This window comes from Photorhabdus sp. RM71S, assembly GCF_042879355.1.
In the GTDB taxonomy this organism is placed as follows: domain Bacteria; phylum Pseudomonadota; class Gammaproteobacteria; order Enterobacterales; family Enterobacteriaceae; genus Photorhabdus; species Photorhabdus kayaii.
This window is the reverse complement of sequence record NZ_JBHFKV010000009.1, coordinates 15,307-34,495: the sequence shown is the minus strand read 5'-3', so window position 1 is coordinate 34,495 and position 19,189 is coordinate 15,307. Positions and strand designations below refer to the sequence as shown.

Here is a 19,189-nt window from a genome sequence, read left to right as displayed (position 1 = left end):
ATAAACCTCGATTTTGGGTAGATTTACTATTCCTTGCTAGTTATCTCTTTTTTATGTTCTCAATTTCCGTCTCTGAAATAACCTCCGGCTGTTCAATAGGGAAAATGGGCAGCGCCTGCAACAATCTTGGGCCATACCTTTTGCTCAGTAAGCGCCTGTCATAAATCACCACATCACCATAACATTCATGGCTACGGATAAGTCTTCCTACTTGCTGAATCAGGCTAAAAGAAGCACTTGGTAAACTCTGCACTTCAAAAGGATAACGTTTAAGTGATTTCAACCATTCGCTTTCAGTAATAATGACTGGATTATTCACTGGCGGAAATGAGATTTTTTGAATGTGAACTTGGGACAGATAATCCCCCTTTAAATCCAAACCTTCGGCAAAAGATTGCAATCCAATCAAAACACTACACTGCCCTTCATTGATACGCTGACAATGTGTTTCCACTAACCGATAACGTGGCTGATCCCCTTGCACAAGTAACATCAGACGTAAATCTGTTACATAAGAGAGAAAGATATCCATCGCCCTCTGACTGCTGAACAAAACCAACATGCCTTTATGTTGCTGCCTCAGCAGTTGGGCTCTGAAATAACACGCCATCTCTTGCAAATGAGCGGTTTCATTGTGCAGTGTCGGCTCCCATGACATTTTGGGAATAACCAGTTTGCCCTGCCGCATATGATCAAAAGGTGATGACAATGTGACAAAACGGTCGCCTGCATTTTCAGTCAACCCAGTCAACTCCTGAATACGGGAAAAACTATTCAGAGAACGAAGCGTTGCCGATGTCACAATCACATGAGGAATGCTACGCCAAAGCAGTTGATTAAGCTGTTCGCTGACTCTGATACCGGCACAATGGAAATAGAGGTGTGACTGATTTTTCTCATCACGGCGTCTAAGCCATTTTGATACCGGCGCACTGGATGACTCTTCCAACGCTGCTAAACGCCACAGCTTAGTCATATTTTCAAAATATCCAAGCGTACGACTAGTATGCAAAATAGACCGATGCAATCTGACAATATCCTGTTTAGCCGTCCGCTCAGTCAAATCATTCAGTATCGCTTCTGCCAAACCCCGTAAACCGTCAGTCAATTTAAATAGCTGCTGGCAGCAAAGTAGCAAGTTATCCGGTAATTTACCCATCTCAAACAGATACTCATCTATTTCATTCTTATCAGGTAAAAACGCCTGAGTGATAATTGCAAGCTCTCTAAAGCATTCTCGTAGTTTTTCACTGTGTTCATTAAGGCGACTGGCATTAGCTAAGCGTGGTGGCTTTGCCGGATGGAACTGCACCAGATATTGCTCAACATGACGAACAAAAGTATCTAATTGACCATTCAGTTGAAACAGAGTGATTTCCCCCTCCACTTCCAGAGAATCCCTGGCAACATCCGGTATATGGTGTCCTTCGTCGAGTACCAATAACAAATTTTTAGCATCAGGGAGTACCGATTCACTCTCCAATGCCGCCATCACTAACGCATGGTTAGCGACCACCACATCGACATTTTCTATCTCACGGCGAGCAATAAAAAATGGGCAACGATGATAATACTGACAGTTACGTCCCAAACAATTTGCTTTATCCGTACTCACTTTCCCCCACAAAGCATCGGACAAAGCCAATTTATGGTGATCACGCAACCCATCCCAGGCAAAAGTTGTGTAATCACTACGCAACCGACGACACAATTCCCTCTCTTCACTACTGGCAAGCTCTGTTTTGTCCTCAACCAAAAACATAAGATCGATCTGCTCACTCTCGGTTGCACAGATAGCGTCAAGATTGCGTGGGCAAACATAACGACCACGACCAAAAGCACCGGTAAATTTCAGATCGGGAATAATTTTACGCAACAGAGGAAGGTCTTTACTGTAAATCTGATCTTGTAAAGCGACATTCGCCGTACTCACGACCAATGGCTTACTTTCCGCTCTGCTGATAGCAATCCCAGGTAGCAGGTAAGAAAGGGTTTTACCGATTCCCGTTGGTGCCTCAATAACCAAATGACGACCTTCCTGATCCGCAAGCGTTTTTGCAACTTCGGCAATCATCTGCCGCTGCGGAGTACGAGAAATAAAACCATTAATATGTTGAGGTAATATCTTATACCACTGACTTATCTGATTTTTTATTGAATTGGAAAGTGCCATTGGATTCTACTGCTATGAAATCGGAGCGCTATTGTCCCACAGAGCAGAAATGAAATCAGCTTCATGTCGAGGCAATAATCATTAAATTGGTGAGCACCTTGTCAGCTATTCAGAACGCTATATACTGCCTATTTTCTACAACACCTGAGAACAATAATGAAAAAGCTCCTTATCATTTTCATCGCTATCTTTGCATTTGGTTCAATTGGCGGCGTATTCTTGGCGGGCCTTAATATGTATACCCGTTCAACCACACCGATAGAATCACCAACCAGCCAACAACCAGAAACCACCACAGCGCCGGCACAACAACAATAACGGGCTGTAACACGTAGTGCCTATCCCAATAGGGCTATTTTATCCTTGTATCTAATTCATCTTCGTATCAAGTGAGGGACCCCATGAATAACGCATACTTTGTCACTCCACAATGGCTAAAAGATCATCTTGATGATAAGAATCTCGTCATCCTTGATGCAACCGCCCCACCACCACCTCAACAGATTGATTGTCATAAACTTTGGCTGGATACCCATATTCCCGGCGCCCAATTTTTTGATTTAGACAAAATTGCCAATCATCAAAGTGGATTACCTCACATGCTGCCCGACCCGCAAACTTTTAGTCAGGCTATTGGCGCAATGGGGATCAGTAAAAATCATTTAGTCGTGATTTATGACCAAGGCAATATGTTTTCTGCTCCTCGTGCATGGTGGACATTTAAGATATTCGGTAGCCATAACGTCCGTATTCTTGATGGCGGCTTACAAGGTTGGCAACAGGCAGGATTGCCAACAGAATCAGGTGAAGTGAAACGCAATCCTCAAATCTTTAGTGCCAATTTCAATGCCGACAAAGTGAAATCTCTGGAACAAATTCTGGATTCTCTCAATGATCAACAGACCCAAATTGCCGATGCTAGAGCAACAGACCGTTTTCAAGCTAAAGCACCAGAACCGCGTCCCGGATTAAGAATGGGCCATATTCCCGGTAGTAAAAACGTTCCGTGGACCATGTTAGTAGAAAGTGGTCATTTTAAATCCGCAAATGAAATTACAGATATTTTCCGTAAGCAAGATGTCGATTTAAACAAACCAGTTATTGCCAGTTGTGGATCAGGTATGACCGCGGCCGTTTTGGTACTGGGTTTAGATATCATCGGCAAGCAAGATGTTTATTTATATGACGGCTCATGGGCTGAATGGGGAGCAGATGATGCTTTGCCACTTGAAAAATAATTAAATGCCATAGGGCATATTTACTCTATGCCCTCTAATTATTTAATATAAACAAATATACCCATTATCTTTCAAGTTGCCTCTTTGTTGGCTGCACTCGCTCACCCCGGTCACATAGTTTGCTATGCTCCCGGGGATTCTCTCCCTTGCCGTCGCGATGCATCTTGAAATCCATTGGGTATAGATATGTTTTTCAGTAATTAAATAGCATCCAATCAAATAATTTCCATATCGTTATATTTCACAATTCCATTTGTCAATTTAATTTTTCATTCTTCAATCAATATTATTTTTATCAATCATAGTTACATAAAACAATGAAATAAATATATTTTCAAATTCAAATATTATTATTATCAACTTAAAATTCAACTCTGTTTTTTATTTAAAAATAAGATTAAGATATTATTCCAATAGGGATTGTCTTTAGAGGAAATACATAAGGAGATCAGCACCAAGATGGGTTTAAAACCCATTGATTTTTATCTGGAATATTACCCTGTTCCACGTTTTACCACAAAGGTGTAAAAATAAAATATCCCTATGCAATGGGTTATAAAAAAGTTGGATATTGATACTTTTACCAGAGCATAATATCAAAATTTATATTATAAAAATGGAGAGTAAAAATGACTATTTCTCTTAAAGATCAAAGAATAAATCTCGCACTCAGCTTTATCAGTGGTGCGGGGAGTATAATAACTGAAAAACCAGAGCCAACTATGGTTGCAGAAGATATTCAAACATCACTGGAAAAGAGCAGAGTGACAGCCAACAGATTTTCTATTATTTGGGGCCCCGCTGTTTTTCGTGTTGATAATGGAAAAAACACTAAAGATAATAAAGACGATCACGTTTTATTCATTGTAAAAAATCGCAAAATTCCCCATGATTATCGCATCGTTATCCGAGGATCATGGTCTGATGTTAACTGGCAAGTTGAAAATTTTGCTGTACATGAAACGGTAAACTGGTCACTTTGGGATCAAAATATCCCTGAAGAGTTTAAAGATGCTAAGATCTCTTATGGAACCCATTTAGCATTAAACTATATTGTTAATCAAGTAAAAAGTAACAATATTCCTGGTTATGGAGAATCACTCATTGAGGCAATTAATAAAATTGCTTCGGAAAAAGGTACACATAATATTACCATCACCGGGCACAGTTTGGGTGGTATTCTCGCTTCTACCCTTGGGTTGTATTTAAAACGCTTATACCTTCATAAAGGGAACAATAATATTCGTATTCATGTTTGCTCTTTTGCCAATCCAAATACCGGTAATGATATTTTTGCATCTTATATTAAATCTGTTTTTAATGGCACCTCAACAACCCGCTATAAAAGCCATTTCTTAAGGATATATAATCGTAAAGATGTTATTTCCCTAATATGGAACCTGGATGGATTAGAGAAAATCCCAACCATCTATGAACCATTAATTAAATTAGATGAGAAATTAATTAATAGATTTAAAAAGATTGTTCTTCTCGTACAAGATAAAGGTTACACCAAACTCACGCCAGATTTACCTTTTACAGCACCTATTGCAGAACTGGACCTCAATAAGCAAGTTGTTTTTCAACATATTAAAGCCTATGCTAACCAATATGGCATGAATTTAGTGGAAGTTAATGACGGTACTCAACCACCTATTGATGATCTTGTGGTTATTAATAGTAATCTATCTCAAGATATCGTCGCTTATTTCTTACTTATACCTCTGCCTGATGACAATATTAATGTCTCATAAATTTATTATGCTTTATCTATATTTTATCTAAATTTAATGGAGCCTTATTACAAAGGTTCCATTAAACCAAAATTATTTTAATATACCCCATGGATTTCAAGATGCATCGCGACGGCAAGGGAGTGAATCCCCGGGAGCATAGCAAACTATGTGACCGGGGTGAGCGAGTGCAGCCAACAAAGAGGCAGCTTGAAAGATGACGGGTATATATCATTAGAATATCATTGATTTATAATTACTCCCAATAACATTATTCGCAGAGATAATCTCAAAGCTATTTATATATTACTAATATTAAGTAATACATATAATCCTAAAAGATAAAAATAATATTACAATGTAATTATTCAATATATAACTCAATCGTTTACTTTTAATTTCGAAATAAATAATTTATATTTCCGTCAAATAAAATAATATCAAAAAACCGATGTAATTATTTGACAGATTTGAAAGTTATTATTAACTTTAAGTTAAATTCTGTTTTTGTCTAAATGGAAGAGCAAAAGAATTAAATCTTGATATCTAGACCGATACCTCGCATTAACACTTATTACATGAAAAAATAGGGAGTAAAAATGACTATTTCTCGTGAAGATCAAAAAATAAATCTCGCGCTCAGCTTCATTATAAACTCTGGAGGAATCAAAACCAGTAAACCAGAACCGGGCATTGTTTCAGAAAATATCCAAAGATCGTTAGAAAGCAGTAAAGCTACAGCAAATAAATTCACTATCATTTGGGGACCCGCAGTGTTTCGTGTTGATGACATTGGTAGGAAAAAAAGCGTTATAGATAAAAAAGACGATCATGTTTTATTCATTGTGCAAAATCGCTATGATCCAAATGACTATCACGTTGTTATTCGGGGATCATGGTCCGATATTAACTGGCTTAATGAAGATATTATTGTCTGTGAAACTCAAGACTGGGCACGATGGGATTCAAGATCACCTGAAAATGCCAAGATAGCCTATGGAACCGACATGGCATTAGGCTATATTATTAACCAAATGAAAAGCAATAATTCTCCGGGTTATGGAGAATCTCTCACTGATGCGATTGATAAAATAGCCCTAAAAGAAGGAATACAAAACATTACTATTACAGGACACAGTTTGGGAGGCGTACTATCTTCTACCATTGGTTTATATCTAAAGAGACGATATCTTGATAAAGGAAATAATAATATTCGGATTAATGTTTGTGCTTTTGCAGGACCAACTGCTGGTAACGATGTTTTCGCATCCTACTCTGAATCTATTTTCAATGACATATCAGTAGCCGGTTATAAAAGTAATTTTCTAAGAATTCATAATAGCATGGATGTGGTTCCCCTAGCCTGGCATATAAAAGATTTGGAGGAAGTTAAAGCTATCTATCCAGTGTTAACTGTAACAATTAATGCTCTCATCCTCTCTGTCTTTAATAAGAATTACACTCAAATTTCCCCAGATTTCCCTATTCATTCACAGATTCCAATATCACCAATAGTGTCGTTTGATGATTTACTGGTTAATATTGGCAATCAACATACTCATGCCTATGCCAAAGAGTATGATATGAGTTTTATCACCATTGATGATAATTCAAATATACCGACTGATTACGATATTGTTGTAGTTAATGATAGCCTATCCGAAAGTATTGTCGATCTCTTCAAATTTCTAACCAAAGATAAAATCAATATTACATAATCTTATTATGTATAATATAAGTGGAGCCTTTATTAAAGGTTCCATTCATTGCAATAAATGACTTTCCATAATCAGCGTTATAAATAACCTTTCAAAGATGTAATGATATTTTTATAGAATTATTTAGCATGTCATTTTTATCAATTACCTTTAATTTCATAATAAATAATTTACGTATTGTCAAATAAAATAACATTAAAAACCCTTTGCACATATTTGACAAATTCAAAATTCATTATTAACTTTAAACTTAACTATATTTTTATTTAAACGGAAGACTCAAAAAATTAAACCTTGATGTTTGAGCCAAAGCATCAGATCAACATTTACCATATGAAAAAATGGGAGGGGTAAAAAATGACTATATCTCTTGAAGAGCAAAAATTAAATCTCGCGTTAAGCCTTATTATTAATTCTGGAGAAATATCTGACAAATCAGACAAAATAAAAACCATTGAATGTGATATTAAACAATCACTTAAAAACAGTAAGGCAACAGCAGATAAATTCTCTATTATTTGGGGACCGGCTGTGTTCCGTATTAATGAAAAACACCATGACAAAAAATATGATCACGTTGTCATGATTGTGAAAAATATCGATAATCCAAGTGACTATCGCCTTATCATTCGGGGAACCTGGTCTAAGATTAACGAAATTGATGAAGATCTTCATGTATCTAAAACTGTAGACTGGTCGAAGTGGGACACAAATATTCCTCAAGAATTTAAAGATGCTAAGATCTCCCATGGAACAGACTTAGCATTAAAATCCCTTATTCAAGGTAAACCTCTTAATGAGAACAACGTATCACTCATCGATAAACTTGATGAAATTACCACAGAAGAAAGGAAAGATAAGATACTGAATATTACCGTCACGGGGCATAGTTTGGGTGGTTTACTAGCCTCTACTATTGGCTTATATCTTAAAAGGCGCTACATCAACAACAACAATATACGTATTCACACTTGCTCCTTCGCAGGCCCAACTGCCGGCAATGATATTTTCGCCTCCTATTCTGACTCTGTTTTTAAAGGAACATTAAGCCCTAACGTTTATGAAAGTAATTTTCTGAGAATTCATAATATCAATGATATCGTTCCATTAGCATGGGCTAAAAATGATTTGAGGAAAATTGAGAAACTCTATCCACTACTAACAATTGGAGTTGAGATTTATATCCACAAAACCCACCATATAAACTATACCCAACTCTCCCCAGAGTGCTCTTTTTCAGAGAAGTTAAATAAACATCAAAACTTACTTGATAGTATAGGATTTCAACATATCAAGGCATATCCAAAACATTATCAAATGACTTACAAAGAAGTTCATGGCAATTCAACGATACCGACTGATTGCGATATTGTTGTGGTTGACAATAACTTATCTAAACATATTCATGACTGTTTCAGTTCTCTAATTAAAGATTAGAACAATATTACTAACCTTACCATATTGTAATATATTTTTTGATTCATCAGTAATGGAATCTTATATTAAGGGTTCCATTCATTGCAATAAATTATACCCGTCATCTTTCAAGTTGCCTCTTTGTTGGCTGCACTCTCTCACCCCGGTCGCATAGTTCGCTATGCTCCCGGGGATTCGCTCCCTTGCCGTCGCGATGCATCTTGAAATCCATTGGGTATATAATTAAATAGCGTAAATAAATTATTTTTCTTATCTATCACTAATTACAGCCATTCACTATCACTCATTTTTGTAGATACCAATATAAATTATTTTCCATAGATAATAGATATCACAATTATCACTCTCAATAGCTAATATAACCTTACAAAAGCATGGTGTAATTTTTATCGCTTATTTTAAAGTTCATAATAGATAATTTATTTTGTTAAATAAAATAACTTCAAAAAATTATATACTCTCATTTAACAGATTTAAAGATTATTATTAACTTTGATTCTGTTGTTTAAATAAAAACCCAAGGTATTGATCATTGATGTTTAAGCTAACACATCAGATCAGCATTCATTATATTAAAAATTGGAAACAAAAATGACAATTTCTCTTGAAGATCAAAAAATAAATCTCGCGTTAGGCTTTATTATTAACTCGGGGAGTATAATAACCTATCAACCAGAACCGGCTCTCGTTTCAGAAAATATTCAAAAATCATTAGCAAGTAGTAAAGCGACAGCAAATAGATTCTCTATCATTTGGGGACCTGCTGTTTTTCGTGTCGGTAGTGTTAATAAGAAAACAAGCGTTACAGATAAAAAAGATGATCACGTTTTATTCATTGTAAAAGATCTCAAAAATCCAAATGATTATCGAATCGTTATTCGTGGTTCATGGTCCACTGTTAACTGGTTTGATGAGAATTTCAATGTAGGCACAACTGAAAACTGGTCAATTTGGGATCCAAAAGCCCCCAAAGATGCTAAAATTTCAAAAGGAACCCATATAACTTTAGACTATATTGTCAACCAAATAAAGAGCAATAACCCTGCTGGTTATGGAGAATCACTGATTGAAGCAATTGATAAAATTGCTCTGGAAGAAGGAATACATAATATTATTCTTACAGGGCACAGTTTAGGCGGTGTGATGGCCTCTACGCTTGGTCTGTATTTAAAGAGACGTTATATTGATAAAGGAAATAACAATATTCGTATTCATGTTTCCTCCTTTGCTGCCCCAACTGCCGGTAACGACGTTTTTGTATCCTATAGTGAATCTATTTTTAATGGAACATTACTATCTAGCTATGAAAGTAAGTTTCTCCGAATCCACAATCGTAAAGATATCGTTACCCTAGCCTGGAGTGTAAAAGGATTAGAGCAAATTAAGGCTCTCTATCCAATATCAACTTTAATCGTTAACGGTTTTATTTCAGTCGTGAAGGATAAGAATTACACTCAACTTACGCCAGATTTACCTTTTACTGCACCTGATTTAAAACCTTCTACCGGTTTAATTGAAAAACTCGTACTTCAACATATTGATGCTTATCCCAAAGAGTACGGCATGAGTTTTACAGTCGTTAATGATCGTATTAATCCACCAACTGATTATGATATTGTTGTGATTAACGATGGTCAATCTCGCAATATTAGAGAGCTTTTCTCATCTATTATTCAAGATGAAGATAATACCTGTTAATTTCATCGTATTGTCTCTTGCTTTAATTTAAACCAAATGGAACCTTGATTAAAGGTTCCATTTTATGACTTCATAATCTTCAACATTACTAATGAATCATCCCTCCACCAAAATCATTCATAATAACCATTATCACATCAATTAAAATTCTTTTGACAAAGATATCACGTAGTGGTAGTAAAATTCATTATCATCTGACTTTTTTTAAAATAAAGCATTACCAAAGGAAACCAAAATGGAACCCAAAAAACTAGAAACCAGAAGATTGATATTACATCCTTTAGAAAGTAAGGATTATATACAAATTCAAAATATCTTTCCTCAGTGGGAAATTGTTCGCTATCTTACAGCAAACACCCCGTGGCCCTACCCAGATGATGGTGCCATGAAATATATAAATAATATTGCCCTACCATCAATGGCAAAAGGAAATGCATGGTTTTGGACTATAAGAAAGAAGGATCAGCCATCAATAATAATAGGAATGATATCACTATATGATCAAGAAAATAATAATAGAGGTTTCTGGCTAGATCCACAATGGCATAGAAACGGATTTATGACCGAAGCGGTCCAAATAGTTACCGATTTTTGGTTTAATACCCTAAATCGCAACCTACTCAGAGCGCCTAAATCCAGTAACAATATCGCTTCAAGGAAAATATCAATTAAAAGTGGTATGCGATTAATAAGACTAGAGAGTAAAGATTTTGTTAGCGGAAGAATGCCCTCGGAAATATGGGAAATAACTCGCGACGAGTGGAATAAAAATAATTCTCAAAAAGAGTAACGGTCTTACATGTTCATGGGCATGCTTTTGTCTAAGCACTGCCCAAGTTCATTCTTCATAACAAAGAAGAGCAAAATAAAATAATAGCCCTGATGGGAGGTTTTAAATTGCTCTTAATCACCTGTTACACCAAAGAGATCACATGTGCTATATCAGCAGATGTCTTTAACTTTCTTATCGCCTCAAACAGCATTGTCGCTTCTTCATATTCTTTACGCAAATAACCAAGCCACTGTTTAATTCGAGCAACATGATATTGCCCGGTATCACCCTGCTTTTCCAACCGGATATATTTTTGCAATAGTTGAACAACGTCCTGCCAGCACATTTTTGGTTCGTTATATTTCACCACTCGGCTCAAATTAGGAACGTGAAGCGCACCCCGCCCAATCATGACCGCATCACAACCTGTCACACTCAGGCAATCCTGCGCACTTTGCCAATCCCAAATCTCACCATTGGCGATAACCGGAATAGAAAGACGTTGACGAATTTCACCAATTGCTTGCCAGTTAATACGCTCCGCTTGGTAACCATCCTCTTTGGTTCGCCCATGAACCGTAATTCCCGTCGCGCCCGCCTGTTGTACCGCATCAGCAATTTCGAATTGCCGATCACCGCTATCCCAACCCAAGCGAACCTTAACCGTCACAGGCAAATGAGCAGGTACCGCTTCACGTATCGCTTTCGCTCCCTGATAAATCAGTTCAGGATCTTTCAGCAGCGTTGCTCCGCCACCGCTACCATTGACTGTTTTTGACGGGCAACCGCAATTCAAATCAACACCGTAAGATCCTAATTCAATCGCTCGTACCGCATTCTCTGCCAGCCACTGCGGATATTGACCCAAGAGCTGAACCCTTACCAACGTGCCGGATGGTGTCCGGCTTTGGTTATGTAATTCAGGACAAAGCCTATAAAAAGATTTTACTGGCAATAAGCTATCAACAACTCGTAAGAATTCTGTAATGCACAGATCATACTCATTGATTTCACTCAGAAGTTCCCTGACCAAAGAATCCAGCACACCCTCCATCGGAGCCAGTAAAACCCGCATTCATTAACCTCTAGCGTTAGGCCATTTATGGGATACATCATGATTGCGGCTACGCTGACGTGAAGGTACCCCAGAACGACGATGGCTATTTTTCTGCCCATTATCGCCACGTGCCTGACGGCCATTCTGAATAGGTTCAGCCTTGATGGTTGGATCTGGCTCATAGCCGGGAACTGCCATACGGGGAATCTCCCGTTTTAACAAACGTTCAATATCTTTCAACAGTTTATGCTCATCAACACAGACCAGAGAAAGTGCCTGCCCTGTTGCATCTGCTCGACCAGTACGACCAATACGGTGGACATAATCTTCAGCGACATTAGGCAATTCAAAATTCACCACATAAGGCAGTTGATCAATGTCCAAACCACGGGCAGCAATATCTGTCGCTACCAGCACTCTGATCCGGCCATCTTTAAAATCAGCCAGTGCACGGGTTCTCGCCCCTTGACTTTTATTACCATGAATAGCAGAAGCCGTTACACCATCTTTATTTAACTGTTCCGCCAAACGGTTTGCGCCATGTTTGGTTCGGGTAAATACCAGCACTTGCTGCCAGTTACGGCTACCGATCAAGAAAGAGAGCAGCTCACCTTTACGTTTTTTATCGACAAAGTGAACAAACTGTTCAATCTGTTCAGAAGCAGAGTTACGACGTGCAACTTCAACACTAACAGGATCACGCAATAACTTATTGGCTAATTTTTTGATATCGTCAGAGAAAGTCGCAGAAAACAGTAAATTTTGCCGTTTCGGTGGTAATTTATTCAGCACCCGGCGAATATCATGAATAAACCCCATATCCAGCATCCGGTCAGCTTCATCCAATACCAGAATTTCTACCCGTGATAAATCAACCGCATTTTGATGTTCAAGATCCAGTAACCGCCCTGGCGTTGCGACTAAAATATCCACACCACCCCGCAATTTCATCATCTGAGGGTTAATACTGACACCGCCAAAAACAACCAGAGAGCGCAGTCTGAGGTATTTGCTGTAGTCGCGTACATTTTCACCCACTTGAGCAGCTAATTCACGAGTTGGAGTCAGGATTAATGCTCTGACTGGCCGGCGCCCTTTCATCTGAATAGGAGAATCATTTAACCGTTGCAGCATGGGTAAGGTAAAACCGGCAGTTTTACCCGTGCCTGTTTGAGCACTCGCTAATAAATCTTTACCTGCTAATACAACAGGAATTGCCTGTTGTTGGATTGGCGTCGGCGCTGAATAACCTTGTTCTTCAACGGCACGCAAAATATCAGCACTTAAGCCAAGTGATTTAAAATTCATAAATAAGAAAAACTCCAAACTTCACCATTCCTGAACGCTATTCAGGGGCAGTTTTATGGGAAGAAAATCAGACGTGGTAAATACCACAAAGGAAAAAACACAAACTGCAATGCTCCATGTTTTAACTATTATACCAGATATACTTTCTGATGATGCAACTAAAACGACAGCTATTTACCCAGTAATTTTCATGATCCATAACATTTTTATGCAATTTACATTGATTTACTATAAGTATAGAGTTAACTAATGATTGATATTTTGTTTAAGTCTTTTGATTATTTGCAACAGGATTCATGTCCATGTCAGTCAACAACACCCAAACCACCAGAGGCGAACAAGCCAAACAACAGCTACTCGAAGCAGCCCTTGAAATTTTCGGTAAATCAGGACTGACCGGTGCAACGACTAGGGAAATTGCATTACATGCTCAACAAAACATTGCCGCCATAGCTTATTATTTTGGCTCTAAAGAGGGGCTTTATCAGGCAGTTGCCCAGCATATTACTGACACAATTAAGACTGAGTTCACTCATCTTTTTAAAAAAATTGATGATTTTTTTTCATCATCAGCACCGTACTCACCAGAAAATATATTGAGGATGATTCATGAAGGATTCCTTGGAATTAACCGCCTGATGATTGAAAAAGAGAGTATTAATATCAGCCGGATAATGGCCAGAGAACAACTTGCGCCAACGGATGCTTATACCCTAATCCATGAGCAAGCACTCGTGCCCCTTCACAGCAGATTAAATAAACTGATTGCCAGCTATATCGGCGCCGATGAACATCAGCTTTCTACCATGTTACACACTCATGCTTTAATGGGAGAAGTTCTCACTTTCCGCATGGCGAGGGAAACTTTATTACGTCAGACAGGCTGGAATAATATCGGACCCGAAGAATATAAATTGATTGATCAGATCCTTATCCAGCATATCGATTTATTACTGAATGGACTGAAAAAACATAATCCGAATAAATAAAATAACAGGGAATATCATGTACAACAAAAAACTCACTCTGGCAATATTGGTGACTGCGATTATTCTTAGTGCTATTTTAGGAAGTTACTATTATCAAGGTAAAAGTGATAAAACTCTGACCCTCTATGGCAATGTAGATATACGTACTGTTAATCTTAGTTTCCGGGTTGGTGGTAAACTCGCTAGTCTACAAGTTGATGAAGGCGATACCATTGCAGCCAATCAAGTCATCGGCCAACTGGACAATGGGCCATTTATTAACGCCCTCAATAAAGCGAAAGCCACTCGTGATAGCACTAAAGCACGTTTAGCCATGATGGAAGAGGGTTATCGCACAGAAGAAATTGCCCAAGTCCGTTCGGAAGTTGCACAACGCGAGGCTGCCTGGCATTTCGCTAATAGTTTCTTCAAACGCCAACAAGGTTTGTGGCAAAGTAAAGTTATTTCGGCCAACGAATTAGATGATGCTAAAACAAATCACAATCAAGCATTAGCAGCTTTACAAGCAGCTAAAGATAAACTGAACCAGTTCGAAACCGGTTATCGTAAAGAAGAAATTGCAGAAGCTAAAGGCCAGCTTGCTCAAGCCGAAGCGGCTGTTGCTCAGGCTGAATTGGACTTGCAAGATACTCAACTGACTTCCCCCTCATCCGGTACTATTCTGACCCGCGCCATTGAACCAGGCACTATGTTGTCAGCCGGCAATACGGTGTTTACACTTTCTCTGACTGACCCAGTTTGGGTAAGAGCCTATATCGGTGAAAGCCATCTCGGACAGGCAACGCCCGGACGTGAAATTTTACTCTATACCGACAGCCGTAAAGATAAACCTTATCACGGCAAAATTGGCTTTGTTTCACCCACCGCCGAATTTACACCAAAGAATGTAGAGACCCCTGATCTACGTACTACTCTAGTCTATCGGTTGCGCATTATTGTCACCGACCCGGATGATGCCCTGCGTCAAGGTATGCCAGTTACTCTGCATTTTTCCGATTCAGATAAATAAGGAGCTGTCATGAGCAGCTCTGCATATACGATAAGGTTAGAAAAAGTCGAAAAAACTTTTCCCAGCCTGAATAATCCTGCGGTATCCAGCCTGACCGCAGAGATCTACGGTGGCTCAGTTACTGGGCTTGTAGGCCCGGATGGAGCAGGAAAAACTACACTGATACGCATGCTAGCGGGTTTACTGAAACCCGATAGCGGTTCTATTGAAATAATAGGGCTTGATCCGATAAAAGATGGCGTACAAGTGCGCTTTGAACTGGGCTATATGCCACAGAAATTTGGCCTGTATGAAGATTTAACCGTATTAGAAAACCTGAATCTGTATGCAGATCTGCGTGGCGTGCTGGGTGACGAGCGTAAAAAAACCTATGAACAACTACTTACGTTTACTGATCTGACCCGTTTTACCAAGCGACTGGCGGGCAAACTTTCAGGCGGCATGAAGCAAAAATTGGGGCTTGCCTGTACTCTGCTTGGCAAACCCAAAGTTCTGCTGCTGGACGAACCCGGCGTTGGAGTTGACCCGATAGCCCGCCGCGAACTCTGGCGGATGGTTCACGAACTGGCAGATGATGGGATGCTAATCCTCTGGAGTACTTCTTATCTGGATGAAGCTGAGCGGTGTCGTGATGTCCTGTTACTTAATCAAGGAAAACTGCTCTACAGCGGACAACCACAAAAACTGACCCAAAAGATGTCCGGGCGTTCTTTTCTGCTTGGTGCCAAACAAGATTCTCGTAGAAAAATGCTGCAACACGCTCTTACCTTGCCACAAGTAACAGACGGCGTGATTCAGGGGAAATATGTTCGTCTTATTCTCAAATCTGATGCCTCACCGCAAGAATTACTTAGCCAGCTTAAGCAACCTGATGCTGAAATCGTTAAAACCGCTCCCCGCTTTGAAGATGCTTTTATCGATTTACTCGGTGGCGGTTCCACCCGCCATTCTGAACTAGCAAAGATCATGCCACGGATTGCTGCTAACCCGACAGAAACAGTCATTGAAGCGCAGGATTTAACCAAAAAATTTGGCGATTTTGCTGCCACTGACCATGTTGATTTTCAGGTAAAACGTGGAGAAATCTTTGGTCTGCTTGGCCCGAACGGTGCCGGTAAATCCACCACGTTTAAAATGATGTGCGGGCTCACGGTGCCGACTGGCGGTAAGGCGCTGGTATTGGGAATGGATCTGAAAACCAGCTCCGGGAAAGCCCGCCAACATTTGGGTTATATGGCGCAGAAATTTTCTCTGTATGGCAACCTGACAGTTGAACAGAACCTGAAATTCTTTTCCGGCATTTACGGCCTGCAAGGGCGCAAGCAAAAAGAAAAAATTGATGGCATGATCAACGCTTTCAATCTCAAATCTGTTTTACATCAAACCACCGACCAATTGCCTCTGGGATATAAACAGCGTCTTGCCCTTTCCTGCGCACTGATGCATGAACCAGATATTTTGTTCCTGGACGAGCCAACTTCGGGAGTTGATCCACAGATACGACGGGAATTCTGGCTACATATTAATGGCATGGTAGATAAAGGCGTTACCGTTATGGTGACCACCCACTTTATGGATGAAGCAGAATATTGTGACCGAATAGGGTTGGTATTCCGAGGTAAATTGATTGCCGCCGGAACGCCTGATGATTTGAAACAATTGGTTGCTACTGATGAAAAACCTGACCCATCAATGGAACAGGCATTTATTGATCTGGTCGTTAATTATGATGAGGAGCTACAATAATGAGTAGCCCAAAGCAACATACTCCACAGCAAGCTGTCTGCTTCTCTTGGTGGCGATTGAAAGCACTTTGTGTAAAAGAAACAAAACAGATCTTACGTGATCCCACCAGCGGATTAATTTCTATTGCCATTCCATTGATTCTGCTGTTTATCTTTGGTTACGGTATTAATCTCGACGCCAGTACAGTCCGTGTTGGTATTCTGGTAGAACAACAAAGTGAAGATGCTCGTGAATTGATACAGGCTTTTGCCGGTTCTCCCTATATTGAACCCAAAATCAGCGATAATCGTCAGCAATTAATTAATATGATGCAATCGGGAGAAATACGTGGACTGGTTGTCATTCCTGTTAATTTCGATGCGCAATTTGCCCGTCCTGACGGTAAAGCCCAAATTCAAGTCATTACTGACGGCAGTGAACCCAATACAGCAAGTTTTGTACAAAGTTATGCTAAAGGAGTGTGGCAGATTTGGCTACAACAAAGAGGACAAGATCAGGGGAACGCTGTTAATCCGTTAATTGATATGCAGGTTCGTTATTGGTTCAATCCGGCAACAATTAGCCAGCATTTCATCATTCCCGGCGCAATAACCATTATCATCACCGTGGTTGGCGCCATTCTGACATCATTGGTGGTTGCCCGTGAATGGGAACGCGGTACGATGGAAGCTCTGCTTTCTACTCAAATTACCCGCACCGAATTACTGCTTTCCAAACTCTTGCCTTATCAAGTGCTTGGATCATTCTCCATGATGCTCTGTATGCTGATGACAGTATTTGTGCTGGATGTACCCTACAGAGGCTCATTATGGATATTGTCCGCAATCACTAGCCTCTACCTGGCTACGGCCCTTGGTATCGGGCTTTTGATTTCTACGGTGACACGCAACCAATTTAATGCCGCAATGATAGCGCTGAATGTCGCTTTTCTGCCTGCGATTATGCTTTCCGGCTTCATCTTTGAAATAAATAGCATGCCTGCCTTTATTCAGGTAGTGACCTATTTCATCCCGGCTCGTTATTTTGTCAGTAGCTTGCATACTCTCTTTCTGGCTGGAAATATCAGTACGGTACTGGTGATAAATCTATTATTACTGATCGCCTCCGCTATTGTGTTTATTGGCCTGACAGCATGGAAAACCCAGCGGCGTCTGGATTAAGAAGGAATTAGCATGTTTTATCGTCTTTACACCCTGATTATTAAAGAATTGCAATCTCTACTCAGAGATCCGCAAACACGGGCTATCTTAGTTATGCCGGTTATCTTCCAGATGATCTTATTTCCTTTATCAGCAACCCTTGATGTGACTAATGCAACTATTGCTATTTTTGATGAAGACAAAGGCAGAGCCTCTATTGAGCTCACCCAACGGCTGGCAAAATCAAAAGCATTTCCTGATGTGCTATTGCTGAACCATTCACAAGAAATACAACCGGTAATCGATCACCAAAAGGCCTTATTACTGGTACGTTTCCCACAAGATTTCAGTGCTAAAATTGCCAGTCATGACCCGGTTTCCCTCCAAGTATTGCTGGATGGACGCAATTCTAACAGCGCTCAAATTGCTGCGGGCTATATCCAAGAAATTGTCCTTAACTATCAACAGGAACTGATGGGTAACCTGCCGAAAGCCAATAATAGCGAGTTGGTGATCCGCAACTGGTATAACCCTAACTTGGATTATAAATGGTTCGTCGTGCCCTCTTTGGTGGCACTGATTACTACGGTTGGAATATTGACGGTCACAGCACTGTCAATTGCGCGCGAAAGGGAACAAGGAACACTGGATCAATTACTAGTTTCACCCATGACCACCTGGCAGATTTTCATTGGCAAAGCAGTTCCTGCGGTGATTGTCGCTACCTTTCAGGCAACTTTAGTGCTTGCTATTGGCATATTCTGCTATCAAATTCCCTTTTCTGGTTCACTAGCGCTGTTTTACTGCGCTATGCTGATCTACAGTTTATCGTTGGTGGGATTTGGCCTGCTAATCTCTTCCCTTTGCTACACTCAGCAACAGGCGTTTATTGGCGTATTTGTCTTTATCATGCCCGCTATCTTAATCTCCGGTTATATTTCTCCGGTTGAAAATATGTTCGGATGGTTACAAGACATCACCTGGATTAATCCTATCTGGCACTTTAACGACATCACTAAGCAAATTTATCTCAAAGATGCCGATTTCACGGTTATCTGGAGAAGTTTGTGGCCTCTTTTGGTAATTACTGCCACAACCGGTAATCTTGCCTATTGGTTATTTAGACGGAAAATTTCTTAATAAGAATGACCCTGCATTTTAGCTATACTTAA

General features: G+C 39.6%; 15 protein-coding genes. 12 read left to right on the top strand and 3 right to left on the bottom strand.

All coding sequences use genetic code 11. The annotated features are described in order from the left end of the window. Positions 1-40: 40 nt before the first annotated feature. Entirely contained in the window at positions 41-2,173 is a 2,133-nt protein-coding gene (gene dinG / locus ACGF5R_RS07375; RefSeq protein WP_387690319.1) for an ATP-dependent DNA helicase DinG, read from the bottom strand. Positions 2,174-2,329: 156 nt separating this feature from the next. Between dinG and ACGF5R_RS07370 the strand changes: the two genes are divergently transcribed. The 7 genes from ACGF5R_RS07370 to ACGF5R_RS07340 all read left to right on the top strand — a co-directional run bounded on the left by ACGF5R_RS07370 (position 2,330) and on the right by ACGF5R_RS07340 (position 10,787). Next, complete coding sequence (locus tag ACGF5R_RS07370) at positions 2,330-2,491, top strand: hypothetical protein (RefSeq protein ID WP_167405280.1); 162 nt, start codon at positions 2,330-2,332, stop codon at positions 2,489-2,491. Positions 2,492-2,574: 83 nt separating this feature from the next. Further along, positions 2,575-3,411 (top strand): 3-mercaptopyruvate sulfurtransferase, encoded by an 837-nt coding sequence (gene sseA, locus ACGF5R_RS07365; RefSeq protein ID WP_387690317.1) that lies wholly within the window; start codon positions 2,575-2,577, stop codon positions 3,409-3,411. Between the two features lie 629 nt (positions 3,412-4,040). Continuing rightward, on the top strand, positions 4,041-5,165 hold the full coding sequence (locus ACGF5R_RS07360) for a lipase family protein (protein ID WP_387690315.1): 1,125 nt from the start codon (positions 4,041-4,043) through the stop codon (positions 5,163-5,165). A gap of 578 nt (positions 5,166-5,743) precedes the next feature. Then, positions 5,744-6,862 (top strand): lipase family protein, encoded by a 1,119-nt coding sequence (locus tag ACGF5R_RS07355; protein WP_387690313.1) that lies wholly within the window; start codon positions 5,744-5,746, stop codon positions 6,860-6,862. Between the two features lie 357 nt (positions 6,863-7,219). Beyond that, the gene (locus tag ACGF5R_RS07350) at positions 7,220-8,299 is read left to right on the top strand and encodes a lipase family protein (protein WP_387690311.1); all 1,080 of its coding nucleotides are present in this window, start codon (positions 7,220-7,222) and stop codon (positions 8,297-8,299) included. 591 nt (positions 8,300-8,890) lie between these two features. After that, positions 8,891-9,997, top strand: a complete 1,107-nt coding sequence (locus tag ACGF5R_RS07345; RefSeq protein WP_387690309.1) for a lipase family protein — start codon at positions 8,891-8,893, stop codon at positions 9,995-9,997. 235 nt (positions 9,998-10,232) lie between these two features. After that, positions 10,233-10,787 (top strand): GNAT family N-acetyltransferase, encoded by a 555-nt coding sequence (locus ACGF5R_RS07340; RefSeq protein ID WP_112876141.1) that lies wholly within the window; start codon positions 10,233-10,235, stop codon positions 10,785-10,787. A gap of 124 nt (positions 10,788-10,911) precedes the next feature. On the opposite strand, the gene dusC is transcribed toward ACGF5R_RS07340, so the two are convergent. Then, a complete protein-coding gene (dusC, locus tag ACGF5R_RS07335) occupies positions 10,912-11,844 on the bottom strand; it encodes a tRNA dihydrouridine(16) synthase DusC (protein WP_387690307.1) in 933 nt (310 codons plus the stop codon). 3 nt (positions 11,845-11,847) lie between these two features. Beyond that, positions 11,848-13,134 (bottom strand): ATP-dependent RNA helicase RhlE, encoded by a 1,287-nt coding sequence (rhlE, locus tag ACGF5R_RS07330; RefSeq protein ID WP_112876143.1) that lies wholly within the window; start codon positions 13,132-13,134, stop codon positions 11,848-11,850. 302 nt (positions 13,135-13,436) lie between these two features. On the opposite strand from rhlE, the gene cecR reads away from it, so the two are divergent. From cecR to ACGF5R_RS07305, 5 genes are read left to right on the top strand one after another with little or no spacing between them, the layout of a single operon-like run. Then, on the top strand, positions 13,437-14,123 hold the full coding sequence (cecR, locus tag ACGF5R_RS07325; RefSeq protein WP_112876145.1) for a transcriptional regulator CecR: 687 nt from the start codon (positions 13,437-13,439) through the stop codon (positions 14,121-14,123). Between the two features lie 16 nt (positions 14,124-14,139). Next, positions 14,140-15,132, top strand: coding sequence for a secretion protein HlyD (hlyD, locus tag ACGF5R_RS07320; RefSeq protein WP_112876146.1), 993 nt, complete (start codon positions 14,140-14,142; stop codon positions 15,130-15,132). Positions 15,133-15,141: 9 nt separating this feature from the next. Beyond that, positions 15,142-16,878 carry an ATP-binding cassette domain-containing protein gene (locus ACGF5R_RS07315; RefSeq protein ID WP_262981305.1) on the top strand — a complete coding sequence of 579 codons (1,737 nt, stop codon included), beginning with the start codon at positions 15,142-15,144 and terminating at the stop codon, positions 16,876-16,878. Continuing rightward, positions 16,878-18,038, top strand: a complete 1,161-nt coding sequence (locus ACGF5R_RS07310) for an ABC transporter permease (RefSeq protein ID WP_387690305.1) — start codon at positions 16,878-16,880, stop codon at positions 18,036-18,038. Before ACGF5R_RS07315 ends, ACGF5R_RS07310 begins: the two co-directional genes overlap by 1 nt. Before the next feature lie 12 nt (positions 18,039-18,050). Then, entirely contained in the window at positions 18,051-19,157 is a 1,107-nt protein-coding gene (locus ACGF5R_RS07305) for an ABC transporter permease (RefSeq protein ID WP_387690303.1), read from the top strand. Positions 19,158-19,189: the final 32 nt, after the last annotated feature.